The sequence below is a fragment of the Coprococcus sp. LG101-27 genome (genome assembly GCF_027695515.1).
GTDB classification, from domain to species: Bacteria; Bacillota; Clostridia; order Lachnospirales; family Lachnospiraceae; genus Allocoprococcus; species Allocoprococcus comes.
The window spans coordinates 320,705-336,977 of record NZ_JAQEUJ010000001.1; the positions used below are offsets into that span (position 1 = coordinate 320,705).

Sequence of the window (16,273 nt, forward strand, 5' to 3'; positions counted from 1 at the left end):
AAAATAAATACATATGGTGTTAAAACAATCACAAACGCCTTATAAAAGAAAAACAGATGTATTTGAAAGGAGTTTTAACATGATTTATTCACATGAAGTAGAAATGATGTGTCCGGTAGCTCAGGGTGCAAACCACGGACCAGCTCCAATTCCGGAAGAAGCAAAATGGGTAAAGGCTAAAGAAATCAAAGATATTTCCGGTCTTACACATGGTGTCGGCTGGTGTGCTCCACAGCAGGGTGCATGTAAGCTCACTTTGAATGTTAAAGATGGTATTATTCAGGAAGCACTTGTGGAGACTATCGGATGTTCAGGAATGACTCATTCCGCAGCTATGGCTTCAGAAATTCTTCCAGGAAAGACTATTTTGGAAGCACTTAACACAGACCTTGTCTGTGATGCAATTAATACAGCAATGAGAGAACTTTTCTTACAGATCGTATACGGAAGAACTCAGAGTGCATTCTCAGAAGAAGGACTTCCGATCGGTGCAGGACTTGAAGACCTTGGTAAAGGACTTCGTTCACAGGTTGGTACAATGTACGGAACTCTCGCAAAAGGACCACGTTACCTGGAAATGGCAGAAGGTTATGTAACAGGAATCGCTCTTGATGACCATGATGAAATCATCGGATACCAGTTCGTAAGTCTTGGAAAATTCACAGACTTTGTCAAAGCAGGCGATACTCCGAACGAAGCTTGGGAAAAAGCTAAAGGACAGTACGGACGTGTAGCTGATGCCGTTAAGATCATTGATCCGCGTAAAAACTAATTACATACATAAGTAATTAACGGGTTATATAGGCAACAATATTTTCAGGAGGACAATTAAATGGCTTTATTTGAATCATATGAGAGAAGAATTGATAAAATCAATGAAGTTTTAAACAGCTATGGCATTGCTTCACTCGAAGAAGCTGAAAAGATCACAAAGGATGCCGGACTGGATGTATACAACCAGATCAAAGGTATTCAGCCAATCTGTTTTGAAAACGCATGCTGGGCTTACATCACAGGTGCAGCAATCGCAATCAAAAAAGGATGTACAAGAGCAGCAGACGCTGCAGCAGCAATCGGAGAAGGACTTCAGGCTTTCTGTATTCCGGGATCTGTAGCAGATCAGAGAAAAGTAGGTCTGGGACATGGTAACCTTGGAAAGATGCTTCTTGAAGAAACAACAGACTGTTTCTGCTTCCTTGCAGGACATGAATCATTCGCAGCTGCTGAAGGTGCAATCGGTATCGCTGAAAAAGCAAACAAAGTTCGTCAGAAACCTCTTCGTGTTATCCTGAACGGTCTTGGAAAAGATGCTGCAAAGATCATTTCAAGAATTAACGGATTCACATATGTTCAGACAGACTATGACTATTATACAGGAGAACTGAAAGAAGTTCAGAGAATCGCTTACTCTGACGGACTCCGTTCTAAAGTAAACTGCTACGGTGCAAATGATGTACGTGAAGGTGTGGCTATCATGTGGAAAGAAGGCGTTGACGTTTCTATCACAGGTAACTCTACAAACCCGACACGTTTCCAGCATCCGGTTGCAGGTACATACAAGAAAGAATGCGTAGAAGCAGGAAAGAAATACTTCTCAGTTGCTTCAGGTGGTGGTACAGGACGTACACTTCACCCGGACAACATGGCAGCAGGACCGGCTTCTTACGGTATGACAGATACACTCGGACGTATGCACTCTGATGCACAGTTCGCAGGATCTTCATCTGTACCGGCTCACGTAGAAATGATGGGTCTTATCGGTGCAGGTAACAACCCGATGGTCGGAATGACAGTCGCTGTTGCTGTAAGTATCGAGGAAGCTCACAAAGCTGGTAAATTCTAAGAAATTTATTTACAGGGAGAGGCGTAGCGCCTCTCCCTTTGCATATACAAATCAAAGAAGAACCTGCCGGTCCGATTATTTTATATCAAATCTTTCTTTTGACACCCAATCCTATTTCTCACATATACTAATATCACATCTGATTGAATCGTTTATATATAAAATCTTCCTTAAAGTTCTAAAAAAGAAAGGCAGGCTATCCAGATAATGGAGCAACTTATGGATTATGTAAAACCGGAACTGCTTATTGTGACCGCAGTTCTATACTTTTTCGGAATTGCACTTAAACAAGCAGAATTTATCAAAGATAAATATATTCCGATCACGCTTGGGGCGACAGGCATTATCATCTGCGGAATCTGGGTGACATCTACCGCACATTTCGCAGGAGCACAGGATGTGTTGACCGCAGTTTTCGCATCCGTAACGCAGGGTATTGTTGTTGCAGGACTGAGTACCTACATCCATCAGATCATCAAGCAGGCAGGAAAAGAAGAGTAGGAGTAGAAGTGGTATGGCATTAAATGGAATTGACATCAGCAACTGGCAAAGTGGGATCAATCTTGCGGTTGTCCCGTGTGATTTTGTGGTAATTAAGGCGACAGAAGGAACCGGTTATGTAAATCCGGATTACGAAAGAGCCTACCGTCAGGCGAAAACAGCAGGGAAATGCCTGGGCATTTATCACTATGCGTCTGGTGGAAATATACAGGCGGAGGCAGAATATTTTCTGAAGAATGCAGGGAGCCGTGTGGGGGAGGCAATGCTTGTGCTGGACTGGGAAGGGCGGTCCAATCCGGTATTTGGTGTGAATGACCGGGAATGGGTGAAAGCCTGGTGTAATTATATTTCAACAAAGACCAGCGTCAATCCTGTGGTTTATGTGCAGCAAAGTATGATGAGCCGGTTGCAGAATATCGGAAACTATGGACTGTGGGTAGCGCAGTACGCGAGTATGGAGCCAATCGGGTACCAGGAAAATCCATGGAATGAGGGCGCATATGCCTGTGTGATGCGGCAGTACAGTTCTTCGGGAAGATTAAGCGGATGGAATGGCAATCTGGATTTGAATAAATTCTACGGAGACCGGCAGGCGTGGAGCCGGTATGCTGGAAAAGGAAACCAGACAACTCCAGAGAAACCTTCTGAAGAGGAAGAAAACCAGGAAGGAACTACGCTGGATCTGGTTTTTCGGACGATGCGTGGAGAATTTGGAAATGGGGAAGAACGGAAAAGCCGGCTTGGAACCAGATATGGAGAAGTGCAGGGGATGATCGACTATATTTCCGGTGCCAGTACAGAGACACTGGCAAAGGAAGTGCGTGCCGGGAAATATGGCAACGGGAAAGTGCGGAAAACGGTTCTGGGGAAACGGTATGAAGAAGTACAAAGCAGAGTCAATGCCGAAGAAAACAAGTATCATATCGTCAAATCCGGGGATACGCTTTCGAAAATTGCAGCGATATACGGAACATCTTATCAGGAAATCGCAAGGTTGAACAAACTACAAAATCCGAATCTGATTTATGTCGGTCAGAGGCTGCGAATCAAATAGCCGGCTAATAGAAATAGATTTGATATTCAGAATCTGGTCTTTGAATTCAGTAATTTGGCAAAAAGAGCTATTGTTTTCAGCTTTTTGGTGTGCTATGATGAAAAAAATGAATACACAGGAGGTTTTGGGATATGGATAATAACTTAAATGACCAGACAACTGAGAATAGTGAAGGGGAGGAAAAGAGTACATCTTCTTACACCGATCCCAATGCAGGATATACAGAAGCAGAGCCGCAGGCAAAGAATGACAATAGCGTGCCAAAAGAGGCAGCGGACGATAATTTAAAGCAGGAAGAAAAAAGTCATCCGGCATATACTTACGGTGAAATGCCAAAGTCAGAAAACGGAAGCGGCTACGGACAGTCAGCACCGGGCGGAAGCGCTTGCCATTCCGGAACTTCGGATGGAACTTATGAAAATAATACTTACAACGGAAATTCGTATTATAACGGAACCGATCAGAGCGGAGCTTATACCAATGGGTACTCTGACAACCAGTATCAGAATGGTGGTTATAATACCGGTTTTAATGCCAATGGCTACAATAACAATTACAATAGCCAGAGCAATTATCAGATGCCGCCAAAGCAGATGGATCTATCGCCACTTTCTACCGGAGAATGGCTTTTGACGCTGATTGTCGGAATTATTCCATGTGCGGGACTGATTCTGTATATTATCTGGGCGTTTGGTAATAGTGGCAATCTGAACCGGCGTAACTACTGCAGAGCGTCCCTGATTTTTCAGGTTATTTCGTATGTACTTGTGATCTTCTTTGTTTTGATTGTAGTAGTTGGTGGTATTAGCTATTATGGTTATTAAATAAGTATCTGATGGGCTTTTTGGCAAGGCAGCAGTGCTTTGCTGAAAAGCTTTTTCGTTTTTTTAGAAATTCTTTAGAAATCTATTCCGGTTCTCTTTAGCTTTAAGAGATAGACTATAGTCAAGGATGAGAAAAAGAGGAGAAAAGCAGTTATGGAAATGAATCATGTACTGGTCGTTGAAGACGACAAGGAAATCAGAGAAGGTGTGGAAATTTACCTGAAAAGTCAGGGATACGAAGTATTTCAGGCGGCAGATGGAATTGAAGGTCTGGAAGTGATCGAGAAAGAAGAAATCCATCTTGCAATCGTGGATATTATGATGCCGCGTATGGATGGAATCCGTATGACGATGAAGCTTCGGGAAAAATATGATTTTCCGGTGATCATGCTGTCAGCAAAATCAGAGGAAGTGGATAAGATCATGGGACTGAATATCGGGGCAGATGATTATGTGACGAAGCCATTTACACCGATGGAGCTTCTTGCGAGGGTGAATTCACAGCTCAGAAGATACCGGATGTTTGCAGAGAAGCTAAGAGACCGTGAAGAAAATCAGAATATCCATGTGATAGGCGGTCTGGAGCTGAATGAAGAAACGGTGGAGGTATCGGTTGACGGAGAGCCGGTGCGCCTGACACCGATTGAGTACAAAATCCTGCTTCTCCTTATGAAGAGTCCTGGAAGAGTTTTTTCGGCAGAGGAAATTTACGAGCGTGTATGGAATGAAAAAGCGATCAATACCGATACGATCATGGTCCATATCCGGAATATCCGTGAAAAAATTGAGAGCTGCCCGAAAGAACCAAAATATTTAAAGGTGGTGTGGGGCGTTGGATACAAAATCGAAAAACAGGCATAAATTTGGGATTGTCCTGATTTTAGGCGTAATCTTACTTGCGACGGTGATCGTGTTAGGAAACTATAATACTTTTTATAAGAATGCAAAAAAGGAGCAGGACAGTCTGACGCAGAACTACCGGACGAGTGAGTCCTTTATGAAGACATTTATCCGGGACTGCTATGTATTGTATTCCAAAGAATCCGGAAACGAATATAACGTAAAGTTTCTGGATGATTATTATCCGGAATTTGATGAGAAATTTAACCGGCAGATTGCATATATGAATTACCAGGTGCAGGATGCAAACGGAGAGGTAATCGATGGATACCGGTCGAATAGAGATTCCTGGGAAAAAGTGAAAGATACCGAGCTTGCAGATTATGCTCTTGGGATTAAGATCTCGTTTGACAAAAACGGTGAAATCAAGATTGATCAGGTGATGGGAACGGAAGTAACCAAGCAGGAAGCTGTTCTGAAGATTCTGACCTCAAATTTGCTGGAAAAAATATTTGAATATGAAGATGAAAGTGAGATTGAAAATATTTCACCAAAAGACAGGACCTATTATTTCATGATGACGGAAGCAAAGCTGAATGCTTATGTTATGCGGGTATATCCGATTACTTCAATGGTGGGAAACGCGGCGGTTTATACAATCTTGACCCTTATATTGTTGGTCGCACTTCTGGCATGGCTGATTCCGATGAAGAAAGATCTGCATACAGGAGATGAAAAAATTTTCCATGTACCATTTGAAATTGCGATAGCAACTGGTATTACTGGAATTAGCCTGATTTTCAGCTATCTTGGAGAACTGATTACGCACGCGAAAGGAAATGTGTGGCCAATCGATTTTCTGGTCTGGTTTGTTTTCTTTGCAGTCATGTACTGGGTATCCGGCTGTGTACGCCAGATCCGGCTTCTTGGAGTAAAGGAATATGTGAAAAAAAGAGTTCTGCTGATCTGGATCTGGAGAAGATTCGGAAACGGAATCCGAGGCGGTATCCACTGGTGCAAGGATAAGATCGAAGCATTTTATCATTCTCTGGATCAGTTCAATTTCAAGGAAAAGAACAATAAGATTATTTTGAAAATCGTGCTGTTCAATTTCGCAATACTGCTGGTGATCTGTTCATTCTGGTATTACGGAATTGCAGGACTGATCGTATATTCTGTAATCCTGTTCCTGATCCTGCAAAAATATTTTAATGATCTCCGGAAAAAATATGCATTGCTTTTGGAGGCAACTAATAAAATTGCAGACGGAAATCTGGATGTAGAGATTGAAGGTGATCTTGGTGTGTTCAGTCCGTTCCGTAATGAAATCCAGAAGATCCAGACCGGATTTAAGAAAGCGGTAAAGGAAGAAGTAAAAAGCCAGCGTATGAAAACAGAACTGATCACAAACGTATCACATGATCTGAAAACACCGCTGACTGCGATCATAACCTATGTGAATCTGTTGAAAGACGAGAAAGATGAGGAAAAGCGAAAGGATTATATTGATATTCTGGAACGCAAATCTATGCGTCTGAAAGTCCTGATCGAAGACCTCTTTGAGATCAGCAAAGCAAGCAGCCAGAATGTAAAGCTGAATTTGATGAACGTGGATATCGTCAATCTGTTTAAACAGGTAAAATTTGAGCTGGAAGATAAGTTCGAAGAAAAAGGTCTGGAGTTCAGGATCACTTTCCCGGAGGAAAAGGTGATTCTTCGACTGGACAGTCAGAAGACCTACCGGATCTTTGAGAATCTTCTGAATAACATTGTAAAATATGCACTTCCGGGAACAAGAGTTTATGTGGAAATCGAAAAGACGGAGAAAGATGTATTTATCCGCCTGAAAAATATTTCCGCAACCGAGCTCACCTTCAATCCGGAAGAAATTACAGAACGCTTCGTCCGCGGAGATGAGTCCCGCAATACCGAAGGCTCCGGTCTTGGTCTTGCAATCGTAAAAAGCTTCGTAGGTCTCCAGGGTGGAAGCTTCCACATCGAAACCGAGGCAGACCTCTTCAAAGCCGAAATCCGCTGGGCTTTGCCGGGAGAAGAGACAATGAAGCAGGAAGCATAAGAAAAATAAATGGTACCGGATTCAAATTTTTTTTACAACTGAATCTGGTACCATTTATTTTTCTGATTTGTCTCACAACCTACATCATTCAACTTTTTTACTTTGGAAATCCGCTGGAGTAATGAATCTCATAATCATCCGTGATAAAGAGTGCCTCTGCCCCCTTGATTCCTTCGATATATTTCAATCCATCATCTAACCCCATCGCAAAGCAGGTTGTACTAAGTGCGTCCGCTTCCGTAGAAGAGTCACAGACAATACTCACCCCAAGCAGATTATTTTTATAAGGATACCCAGTTTTCGGATCTAAGATATGGTGATAAATCTTGTCGCCTACCTTAAAATACCGCTCATAAATCCCGGAAGAAACTACAGATTGATCCTTGATCTTTACACTGGTGATCGCTTCTCCATTCTGTGCAAACGGCTTTTGAATCCCGATATTATAATCCGAGCCATCCGGTTTGCCGCCAAGAGCCAGCACATTTCCGCCCAGATTGATCAGCGCATGGGATACATTCTGCTCTTTCAGATATGCTTTCAGCTGATCCGCAATATATCCCTTTGCAATTCCGCCAAGATCAATAGCCGCCTCCGGATCCAGAAGCTGAACCGTATTTCCATCAACCCTCACATTCTCATATCCGATATGACTTTTCGCTTCCTGAATCGCCGCATCATCAGGAACGGTCCCCGTATTATTCTTAAAATCCCACAAGTCACTAAGTGGAGCGATCGTAATATCAAACTTTCCATCTGCCAGACGGCTGTATTCCACGCCTTTCTGAATCAAATCCACCGTATCACCCGAAAGTGTTACAGGCTCCCCGTTTGCATGGTTCAGCTCATAAATCTCGCTTCCTTCCGAAGTCCGGCTAAACCGCGCATTATAATCCTCACATTTCGCCACACAAGCATCCAGAACATCCTCTGAATCCTTATCATAAACTGTAATCGTCACCACCGTATCAAACACGGTAACCGTCCGCGATACCGGCTGCGGCGAACTCCCAGAACATCCCCCCAGACAAAAAGTCCCAAACAAACTCAAACAAATACCAATTCCCCAATTCCTTATTTTCATCGCAGAACCTCCTACCATTAAAACACTAATTACATAAAATTTTCCCAATACAGTAAAATTTATCAAAACATAATCCACAGCATTATTTTTTTCATAAACCTTCAACAAACAACATAATGAAAATTTACGAATCCCAGGTCTGTGCAAAAAGTCAATAACCAGCCGAGGGAGGAAATGGAAGTGTGCAGCTCTCTATTTTGTGCAATGGAGATGAAACTCAAAAATCGTGGAAGCCATTGCTGAACACGATTTTCGCCCTAAGAGGTTCATCGGAATGGTATGCACAACTTGAGAGCTGCACACTTCCATTTCCTCCCTCGGCGTCTCTATTCCATTTTTTCCACAGACCGTCCATTTCGCCAATTACCCCATTATACGTTCCCCCATGAAAAAAATCAATCGAACACTTGATTGCATTAGATAAAATGATGTGTTAGAATAAACAAAGAAAAAGGAGAACCCTATGAGCCATAAAGAAAATAAGAGCCATGAGGAGAAAGCATCCGGTTTCAAAAAGAATGATCTGATTCTTGTCCTCCTTGTATTTGCTGCGGCAGGCATTTTTTTTGCAGGACATCTATTCACGAGCCAGAAAAGCGCAGGCGTTGTAGAAATACAGATTGACGGGAAAGTGGTAGAGACACTGGATCTGCAGAAAGAGCGTGCATTTAAGATCAACGGAGGAACGAACACCGTGCAGATCGAGAACGGAAAAGTGAAAATGGCAGCGGCCAACTGTCCGGATCAGATCTGTGTACACCAGAAAGCAATTTCAAGGAACGGAGAGAGTATTATCTGCCTTCCGAATAAGATTGTTCTGAAAATTGTCGATGGAGAAGAAGCCGAACTGGATGCGGTGACGAATTAAGATATGAAGAAAAATACAGTCAGAATAGCGTGGTTTGGTGTATTTACTGCCCTTGCGCTGATATTTAGTTATGTAGAGACTCTGATCCCGTTTCAGATCGGGATTCCGGGGGTTAAGCTTGGACTGGCGAATCTGATCGTTGTGGTGGCACTGTACAAGATGGGTGGAAAGGATGCCCTGTTGCTTTCGGTGACGCGTATCGTGCTGTCCGGATTTATTTTTGCCAGTCTGTTTAGTATTTTATACAGTCTGGCAGGCGGACTTTTAAGCCTTGCAGTGATGGTGATTTTGAAAAAGCGGGGATCATTCAGTGTTTTTGGAGTCAGCATGGCAGGTGGTGTCTTTCATAATGTCGGTCAGCTGATCGTAGCGATGCTGGTCGTGGAGACATTCAGCGTCGCCTATTATGTGCCGGTGCTTCTGATCGCAGGAGTGATCACCGGATTTATTATCGGAGTTGTGGCAAATGAAATGCTCAAAAGACTTGGCAGCATCGTATTGTCATAGCGTGGGAGGAAGAGATGATTTCATATATAAGAGGGGAGCTTGTAGCTCTCGAAGAAGATAAAGCGATTGTAGATGTAGGCGGCGTGGGCTACGGGATTTTTATGTCCGGACAGGCGATGGGACAGCTTCCGCCGGTTGGGAGTAAAGTGAAGATCCACACCTATCTGAATGTCAAAGAAGATGCTATACAGCTGTATGGATTTTTAAACCGTGATGCGCTTTCTGTGTTCAAGCTTCTGATCGGTGTCAGTGGGATCGGACCGAAAGGAGGTCTTGGGATTCTGGCACAGCTTACACCAGACGAACTTCGATTTGCCGTGATGTCGAAGGACATCAAGGCAATTTCAGCAGCACCGGGAATTGGCAAGAAGACGGCGGAGAAGCTGATCGTGGAACTGAAGGATAAGCTGAAGATTGAGGACGTACTGGATCACCAGGTGGAAGCGGCAAATGGAGCCGCTGAAGATACGGTAAATGCACAAGGACTTCAGGCAGATGCGGTACAGGCACTTACGGCGCTTGGCTATGGAAGTACTGAGGCACTGCAGGCAGTACGAAAAGTGGAAATGGATGAGAGCACGACGGTGGAAGATCTGCTGAAGGGTGCACTCAAATATTTGATATAAGAGGATTAGGATGGGAAGAAGAATTATTACCACAGAGAATCTGGAAGAGGATGTAAAAATTGAGAGCCATTTAAGACCTCAGCTTCTGGAAGATTATATTGGACAGGCGAAGGCAAAAGAGACTCTTAAGATTTATATAGAAGCGGCAAAAAGCAGGGGAGAGGCACTGGATCATGTGCTGTTTTACGGTCCGCCGGGACTTGGAAAGACAACCCTCGCCGGGATCATTGCGAATGAAATGGGCGTAAATATCAAGATCACGTCAGGCCCTGCGATCGAGAAACCTGGGGAAATGGCGGCAATCCTTAATAATCTCCAGGAAGGAGATGTGCTATTTGTAGATGAGATCCACCGACTGAACCGGCAGGTGGAGGAAGTACTTTATCCGGCGATGGAAGATTTTGCAATCGATATTATGATCGGAAAAGGGGCTTCGGCAAGGTCGATCCGTCTGGATCTGCCGCATTTTACACTGGTAGGGGCAACCACCCGTGCCGGAATGCTGACAGCTCCGCTCCGGGATCGTTTCGGAGTTGTGAACCGTCTGGAATTTTATACGGAAAAAGAACTGCAGACCATCATCATCCGTTCAGCAGGCGTGCTGGATGTGGAGATCGATGAAAAGGGAGCCCTTGAGATGGCAAGACGTTCCAGAGGAACGCCAAGGCTTGCCAACCGGCTTTTGAAAAGAGTCCGGGATTTTGCCCAGGTCAAATACGAGGGGGTGATCACCGAAGAGGTGGCAAGGCAGGCACTGGATCTTCTGGATGTGGACCGGCTTGGACTTGATCATGTAGACCGTAATCTTTTGACGACCATGATTGAAAAATTTCAGGGAGGTCCGGTAGGACTGGATACCCTTGCGGCAGCGATCGGGGAAGATGCCGGAACCGTAGAAGATGTCTATGAGCCATATCTTCTGAAGAATGGCTTTTTACAGAGAACACCAAGAGGAAGGGTGGTCACAGATCTTGCGTATACCCATCTTGGATTTGACAAGAACGAAGAATAGAAAGGAAAGAGACGATGCTGAAGATAAAACAATATGTGAAAGCAGAGAGTCTGGAGCAGGCGTATGAACTGAACCAGAAAAAGACGAACCGGATCGTCGGTGGAATGCTTTGGCTGAAAATGAGTACTGCGCAGATCCAGACTGCGATCGATCTGTCCGGACTCGGACTGGATCAGATTGAAGAGACGGAGGATGCATGGAAGATTGGATGTATGGTATCCCTTCGTGATCTGGAGTTACACGAAGGATTAAATGAATTGAGCTGCAACATGATCAGAGAAAGTGTGAGAAGTATTGTCGGTGTACAGTTCCGGAATCTTGCGACGATCGGCGGAAGTATTTTCGGACGGTTTGGATTTTCGGATGTACTGACCTGTTTCCTTGCACTGGATACAGAAGTAGAACTTTATAAAGGTGGGATCATTTCTCTGGAAGAGTTTGCAAAGATGGAGAGAGATAATGATATCCTTGTCCGTGTGATCGTAAAGAAAACACCAGGAAAGGGAAGCTATCAGTCACACCGTAATACCAAGACGGATTTTCCGGTACTGGCGGTTGCTGCTGACCGTTATGGAGATGAACTGAAGGTGGCAGTTGGGGCAAGACCGATGAAAGCAGTCTGTATTCACGTTCCGGCAGAACAGCTGGATGCGTACACAGATCTGAAAAAATTTGCAAAAGAGCTTGCAGCCCAGGTGCCGATGGGAAGCAATATGCGTGGAAGTGCAGCGTATCGTACCCATCTTGCAGAGGTTCTGATCCGCAGAGCATTAGAGAGAATTACAAACGGAGGTGAAAAGAATGCAGATTAGTCTGACACTGAATGGAAAAAAGATTACAGAAGAGATCGCAGCTGATCTGCTTCTGATCGATTTCGTGAGAAATCATGGATGTTACAGCGTAAAGCGCGGCTGTGAGACTTCCAACTGTGGACTTTGTACCGTATTTTTAGATGAGAAGCCGGTACTTTCCTGTTCCGTGCTTGCTGCAAGAGCAGACGGGCACAAGGTAGATACGCTGGAAGGACTGCAGGAGGAAGCAGAAGAATTTGGCTCTTTTATCGCAGGACAGGGGGCGGAGCAGTGCGGATTCTGTAATCCGGGTATGATCATGAATGCAATCGCACTTTTCCGCGAGAATCCGGATCCAAGTGATGACGAGATCCGGGAATACCTTGCGGGGAATCTCTGCCGCTGTTCAGGCTACGAGGGACAGCTCAGAGGAATCCATGATTTTCTGGACTACAAAAGAAAAGGAGGAGCCAGATGAAAGCAGTAGGAGTACCATTTGTAAAAAAAGATGCGAAAGCACTGGTGACTGGAAAGCCGGTATATACAAATGATCTGGCACCAAAGGATTGTCTGATCGTTAAGCTTCTAAGAAGTCCGCATGCCAATGCGATGATCCAGGAGATCAAGACAGATGTGGCAATGCGTGTGCCGGGAATCGAAGCAATCTATACCTGGAAGGATGTACCGCAGCAGCGTTTTACAATTGCAGGACAGACCTGGCCGGAGCCTAGTCCGTATGACCGGTTGATCCTGGACCAGCATGTTCGCTTTGTAGGAGATCCGGTAGCGATCATTGCCGGAGAAAATGAAGCCTGCGTAGAACGTGCAATAAAGATGATCAAGGTCAAATACGAGGTCCTTCCGGCAGTATTAGATCCTGAGGAAGCGCTGGATGGTCCAATTCTGGTGCATCCGGAGGACAGCTGGAAGGCATTGTGCCCGGTAGGAGCAGATAACAAGCGGAATCTTTGTGCACAGGCAGAAGATGGACATGGGGATGTAGAGAAAGTTCTTGCAGAATGCGATGTTGTTGTAGAACATACATATCATGTCAAAGCGGCACAGCAGGCAATGATGGAACCATTTCAGACGGTCTGCTTTATGGATATGTATGGAAGACTGAATGTGATGAGTTCTACGCAGATCGTTTACCATGTGCGCCGTATTGTTTCCAATGCACTTGGCATACCAAAATCCAAGATCCGTGCGTTTAAACCGAGGATCGGTGGTGGATTTGGGGCAAAACAGACGGCGGTAAGTGAGGTTTATCCGGCGTTTGTAACCTGGAAAACCGGAAAGCCATCGAAAATTGTATTTACAAGAGAGGAATCCCAGATTGCATCCTCACCGCGTCATGATATGGCGGTGACGGTTCGCATGGGAGCAGATAAAGAGGGAAATATCCGGGCAATTGATCTGTATACACTTTCTAACACAGGAGCATACGGGGAACATGGACCGACAACGGTCGGACTTTCCGGACATAAGGCGATTCCGCTTTATGGTTCATTAGATGCATACCGGTTCCGTTACGATGTGGTCTATACCAACCGGATGGCAGCAGGAGCTTATCGTGGATATGGAGCGACGCAGGGAATCTTTGCGGTTGAGACATCTGTTAACGAACTGGCAGAAAAACTTGGCATGGATCCGATGGAGATCCGTATGAAAAATATGGTCAAAGAAGGACAGTTCATGCCGGCATATTATGGGGAGACAGCGAATAGCTGTGCACTTGATAAATGCCTTGCGAGAGTAAAAGAAATGTCCGGATGGGATGAAAAGTATCCAAGAAAAGTTATGCCGGATGGCAAAATCCGCAGCGTCGGAGTAGCACTTGCCATGCAGGGATCCTGCATTTCCAATGTAGATGTCGGATCTGCAACGATCAAACTGGGCGAGGATGGTGTCTACAATATGTCAATCGCGGCAGCGGACATGGGAACCGGGTGTGATACGATTCTTGCACAGATGGCAGCAGAATGTCTGGACTGTGATCTGGATGATATTGCAGTATCCGGAGCAGATACCGATACTTCGCCGTATGATTCAGGCTCTTATGCATCAAGTACGACTTATGTGACCGGTATGGCGGTGACAAGAGCCGGTGAGGAACTGAAAAAGCGGATCGTCAGACAGGCAGCGAAGATGCTGAAATGTGAAGTGGATGAGGTTGATTTCGATGGACACATTGCAAGAAGCGATAAGACCGGAGAAGAGGTGACACTTGCGGAAATCGGAGCAGGGGCAATGTGCGGAAGTGATATTGCGCTTCAGGTAACAGAAAGCCACAGTTCGCCGGTATCTCCGCCGCCTTATATGGCAGGCACTGTTGAAATCGAATTGGATCCGGAGACAGGGCATGTCGAGATTCTGGATTACTATGCAGTGGTTGACTGCGGAACTGTTATTAACCCGAATCTTGCGAGGGTACAGGCGGAAGGCGGAATCGTGCAAGGAATCGGCATGACTCTTTATGAGAATATTCAGTACACGGAAAAAGGACAGCTTCTGAACAATTCATTTATGCAGTACAAGATTCCGACCCGAATGGATATGGGAAATCTGCATGTGGAATTTGAGAGCAGCTATGAGCCGACTGGACCGTTTGGCGCAAAATCGATTGGCGAAATCGTCATCAATACACCGGCTCCGGCATTGACGCATGCAATCGCAAATGCAACAGGTTTGTGGTTCCGTGAACTTCCGATTACAAGTGAACAGATTGCAATGGGAATTATGGAAAATGAAAATTAAACTGATTTATCTGGCGGCTGGAAACAGCCGCCGTTTTAACAGCCAAAGGATGCAAAATACAGAACCGCCACAATCAGAAGCAGAGAACAAACTGCTTTATCTGTTGGATGAAAAGCCGATGTTCCGCTATTTATTCGACCGTCTGTTAAAAGTCTGTCAAAGGCATCCGGAATGGGAAATGATTGTGGTAACACAGTATCCGGAGATTGAGCATCAGGTAAAAGCACTTCAGGAAAACGAGCAGCAAGGTGAACGTTTCCCGGTAAAAACAGTGATTTCAAAAGACAGCTATAAAGGAGCAGCCTATTCGGTAAAAGCAGGAATCCGTGCGGCAGGAGATGCTGATGCCTATGCATTTTTTGTGGCGGATCAGCCTTATTTTACAGAAGAAAGCGTGGAAGGATTCCTGGAAAAGATGGAGCGGGAGGCAAAAGTCGTACCGGGATGTGTGACCTGGAATGGACAGGAAGGCAATCCGGTCTGGTTTCCGGCAAAGTACGGGAAAGAGCTTCTGGAACTGGAAGGAGATGCCGGAGGAAGAAAGGTGTTCCGCAGATACCGGGAAAAAGCAATATTTTACGAGGTGAGCCTGGAAAAAGAGTTGGAAGATATTGATTATATGCCGGAAATAGAAAAAATGCGGATAACAGAAGGAGGCACAAAGAAAACTTTCCATGTATATGTTATCGAAAATGGAAAGCTTCAAAGGAAAGAGTCTCTGCTTATGGCACTTGGACTTACGGAGCAGATGGTACCGAGAATTGCTGCCGTGGGTGCGGGAGGTAAGACTTCTCTTTTGAAACAGCTGCTTGCTGAATACCAAGAGAAGGGTGCCCTCCCGGTTCTGGTGACTACAACCCATATGAAAAAAGAGACTGCCCCTTATTTTGTAATGGAGGATTCTATCGGAAAGATTCTGAAAGTGTGTAAAAGAGAAGGCGTGGTGATCGCCGGTCTGGATGCAGGAAGAGGCAGGATCAAAAGCCTTTCTGTACCGGTAATGGAAAAGATCTGGGAGCTTCCTGCGCCGGTTCTTGTAGAAGCGGATGGTGCACGGATGTTTCCGGCGAAAGTGCCGGGGGAGAAAGAACCGGTTATTCCAAAGCAGATCCAGATAGTCCTTTCTGTATATGGACTCGATGCCATCGGACAAAGGATAAAAGACTGCTGTTTCCGACCTGAGCTTGTGGCACAGGTACTTGGAAAAGCAGTGGAAGAGGTTCTGACGGAGGAGGATCTGGCAGGGTTGGCTGTTTCGGCAAAAGGCGGGAAAAAGAATGTCCTGCCGGAAAAGGATTTCTATATTGTGCTAAACAAAGCAGATGACGAAAAACGTCTGAAAATGGCAGAGAGAATCGCCTTAAGAGTAGAACGGGATTCTGGTGAAAAAGTACGGATTACATCGTTTCGTTAATATTTTGGAAAAATAAAGCAATTGTGTGTTGAAAAATGGAACATTGCCGAATTGTCATTGAAAACTATTCGTGCT

The 16,273-nt window shown here is 44.9% G+C and carries 16 protein-coding genes; 15 read left to right on the top strand and 1 reads right to left on the bottom strand.

The genetic code is table 11. The annotated features are described in order from the left end of the window. Nucleotides 1-79 precede the first annotated feature (79 nt). The 7 genes from PG766_RS01585 to PG766_RS01615 all read left to right on the top strand — a co-directional run bounded on the left by PG766_RS01585 (nucleotide 80) and on the right by PG766_RS01615 (nucleotide 7,139). Entirely contained in the window at nucleotides 80-772 is a 693-nt protein-coding gene (locus PG766_RS01585) for an iron-sulfur cluster assembly scaffold protein (protein WP_022220480.1), read from the top strand. 60 nt (nucleotides 773-832) lie between these two features. Continuing rightward, nucleotides 833-1,843: a GGGtGRT protein gene (locus PG766_RS01590; RefSeq protein WP_008375150.1), complete on the top strand. Its 1,011-nt coding sequence runs from the start codon at nucleotides 833-835 to the stop codon at nucleotides 1,841-1,843. Nucleotides 1,844-2,050: 207 nt separating this feature from the next. Continuing rightward, nucleotides 2,051-2,344: a phage holin family protein gene (locus tag PG766_RS01595; RefSeq protein WP_172676441.1), complete on the top strand. Its 294-nt coding sequence runs from the start codon at nucleotides 2,051-2,053 to the stop codon at nucleotides 2,342-2,344. Between the two features lie 13 nt (nucleotides 2,345-2,357). Next, nucleotides 2,358-3,398: a GH25 family lysozyme gene (locus tag PG766_RS01600; RefSeq protein WP_118198350.1), complete on the top strand. Its 1,041-nt coding sequence runs from the start codon at nucleotides 2,358-2,360 to the stop codon at nucleotides 3,396-3,398. Between the two features lie 131 nt (nucleotides 3,399-3,529). Further along, nucleotides 3,530-4,222 (top strand): hypothetical protein, encoded by a 693-nt coding sequence (locus PG766_RS01605; RefSeq protein ID WP_118198349.1) that lies wholly within the window; start codon nucleotides 3,530-3,532, stop codon nucleotides 4,220-4,222. Nucleotides 4,223-4,375: 153 nt separating this feature from the next. Continuing rightward, complete coding sequence (locus tag PG766_RS01610) at nucleotides 4,376-5,083, top strand: response regulator transcription factor (protein ID WP_117823222.1); 708 nt, start codon at nucleotides 4,376-4,378, stop codon at nucleotides 5,081-5,083. Further along, the gene (locus PG766_RS01615; RefSeq protein WP_270590310.1) at nucleotides 5,055-7,139 is read left to right on the top strand and encodes a sensor histidine kinase; all 2,085 of its coding nucleotides are present in this window, start codon (nucleotides 5,055-5,057) and stop codon (nucleotides 7,137-7,139) included. Before PG766_RS01610 ends, PG766_RS01615 begins: the two co-directional genes overlap by 29 nt. Before the next feature lie 97 nt (nucleotides 7,140-7,236). Here the strand turns inward: PG766_RS01615 and PG766_RS01620 are convergent, their stop codons facing one another. After that, nucleotides 7,237-8,223, bottom strand: a complete 987-nt coding sequence (locus tag PG766_RS01620) for an FAD:protein FMN transferase (RefSeq protein WP_118198346.1) — start codon at nucleotides 8,221-8,223, stop codon at nucleotides 7,237-7,239. Between the two features lie 463 nt (nucleotides 8,224-8,686). Here PG766_RS01620 and PG766_RS01625 point away from each other — a divergent pair, with 463 nt between their 5' ends. Genes PG766_RS01625 through yqeC form a run of 8 tightly spaced genes read left to right on the top strand, consistent with a single transcriptional unit; the run spans nucleotide 8,687 to nucleotide 16,198 of the window. Continuing rightward, nucleotides 8,687-9,091, top strand: a complete 405-nt coding sequence (locus PG766_RS01625; protein ID WP_118198345.1) for a NusG domain II-containing protein — start codon at nucleotides 8,687-8,689, stop codon at nucleotides 9,089-9,091. A gap of 3 nt (nucleotides 9,092-9,094) precedes the next feature. Continuing rightward, on the top strand, nucleotides 9,095-9,598 hold the full coding sequence (locus tag PG766_RS01630) for a Gx transporter family protein (RefSeq protein ID WP_055155576.1): 504 nt from the start codon (nucleotides 9,095-9,097) through the stop codon (nucleotides 9,596-9,598). 14 nt (nucleotides 9,599-9,612) lie between these two features. Next, nucleotides 9,613-10,224, top strand: coding sequence for a Holliday junction branch migration protein RuvA (gene ruvA, locus PG766_RS01635; protein ID WP_118198344.1), 612 nt, complete (start codon nucleotides 9,613-9,615; stop codon nucleotides 10,222-10,224). 10 nt (nucleotides 10,225-10,234) lie between these two features. Further along, complete coding sequence (ruvB, locus tag PG766_RS01640) at nucleotides 10,235-11,236, top strand: Holliday junction branch migration DNA helicase RuvB (protein ID WP_117556028.1); 1,002 nt, start codon at nucleotides 10,235-10,237, stop codon at nucleotides 11,234-11,236. Nucleotides 11,237-11,250: 14 nt separating this feature from the next. Further along, nucleotides 11,251-12,048, top strand: a complete 798-nt coding sequence (locus PG766_RS01645; RefSeq protein ID WP_118198343.1) for an FAD binding domain-containing protein — start codon at nucleotides 11,251-11,253, stop codon at nucleotides 12,046-12,048. Then, nucleotides 12,038-12,505 carry a (2Fe-2S)-binding protein gene (locus PG766_RS01650; RefSeq protein ID WP_117556023.1) on the top strand — a complete coding sequence of 156 codons (468 nt, stop codon included), beginning with the start codon at nucleotides 12,038-12,040 and terminating at the stop codon, nucleotides 12,503-12,505. Before PG766_RS01645 ends, PG766_RS01650 begins: the two co-directional genes overlap by 11 nt. Beyond that, on the top strand, nucleotides 12,502-14,784 hold the full coding sequence (locus tag PG766_RS01655; RefSeq protein WP_118198342.1) for a xanthine dehydrogenase family protein molybdopterin-binding subunit: 2,283 nt from the start codon (nucleotides 12,502-12,504) through the stop codon (nucleotides 14,782-14,784). Before PG766_RS01650 ends, PG766_RS01655 begins: the two co-directional genes overlap by 4 nt. Beyond that, on the top strand, nucleotides 14,774-16,198 hold the full coding sequence (yqeC, locus tag PG766_RS01660) for a selenium cofactor biosynthesis protein YqeC (RefSeq protein WP_270590311.1): 1,425 nt from the start codon (nucleotides 14,774-14,776) through the stop codon (nucleotides 16,196-16,198). The genes PG766_RS01655 and yqeC overlap by 11 nt, the downstream gene beginning before the upstream one ends. Nucleotides 16,199-16,273: the final 75 nt, after the last annotated feature.

What these genes read in the sequence shown, in the direction of transcription:
- PG766_RS01585 (WP_022220480.1), top strand. Translation starts at nt 80, where the DNA reads ATGATTTATTCACATGAAGTAGAAATGATGTGTCCGGTAGCTCAGGGT.
- PG766_RS01590 (WP_008375150.1), top strand. Translation starts at nt 833, where the DNA reads ATGGCTTTATTTGAATCATATGAGAGAAGAATTGATAAAATCAATGAA.
- PG766_RS01595 (WP_172676441.1), top strand. Translation starts at nt 2,051, where the DNA reads ATGGAGCAACTTATGGATTATGTAAAACCGGAACTGCTTATTGTGACC.
- PG766_RS01600 (WP_118198350.1), top strand. Translation starts at nt 2,358, where the DNA reads ATGGCATTAAATGGAATTGACATCAGCAACTGGCAAAGTGGGATCAAT.
- PG766_RS01605 (WP_118198349.1), top strand. Translation starts at nt 3,530, where the DNA reads ATGGATAATAACTTAAATGACCAGACAACTGAGAATAGTGAAGGGGAG.
- PG766_RS01610 (WP_117823222.1), top strand. Translation starts at nt 4,376, where the DNA reads ATGGAAATGAATCATGTACTGGTCGTTGAAGACGACAAGGAAATCAGA.
- PG766_RS01620 (WP_118198346.1), bottom strand. Translation starts at nt 8,223, where the DNA reads ATGAAAATAAGGAATTGGGGAATTGGTATTTGTTTGAGTTTGTTTGGG.
- PG766_RS01625 (WP_118198345.1), top strand. Translation starts at nt 8,687, where the DNA reads ATGAGCCATAAAGAAAATAAGAGCCATGAGGAGAAAGCATCCGGTTTC.
- PG766_RS01630 (WP_055155576.1), top strand. Translation starts at nt 9,095, where the DNA reads ATGAAGAAAAATACAGTCAGAATAGCGTGGTTTGGTGTATTTACTGCC.
- ruvA (WP_118198344.1), top strand. Translation starts at nt 9,613, where the DNA reads ATGATTTCATATATAAGAGGGGAGCTTGTAGCTCTCGAAGAAGATAAA.
- ruvB (WP_117556028.1), top strand. Translation starts at nt 10,235, where the DNA reads ATGGGAAGAAGAATTATTACCACAGAGAATCTGGAAGAGGATGTAAAA.
- PG766_RS01645 (WP_118198343.1), top strand. Translation starts at nt 11,251, where the DNA reads ATGCTGAAGATAAAACAATATGTGAAAGCAGAGAGTCTGGAGCAGGCG.
- PG766_RS01650 (WP_117556023.1), top strand. Translation starts at nt 12,038, where the DNA reads ATGCAGATTAGTCTGACACTGAATGGAAAAAAGATTACAGAAGAGATC.
- PG766_RS01655 (WP_118198342.1), top strand. Translation starts at nt 12,502, where the DNA reads ATGAAAGCAGTAGGAGTACCATTTGTAAAAAAAGATGCGAAAGCACTG.
- yqeC (WP_270590311.1), top strand. Translation starts at nt 14,774, where the DNA reads ATGAAAATTAAACTGATTTATCTGGCGGCTGGAAACAGCCGCCGTTTT.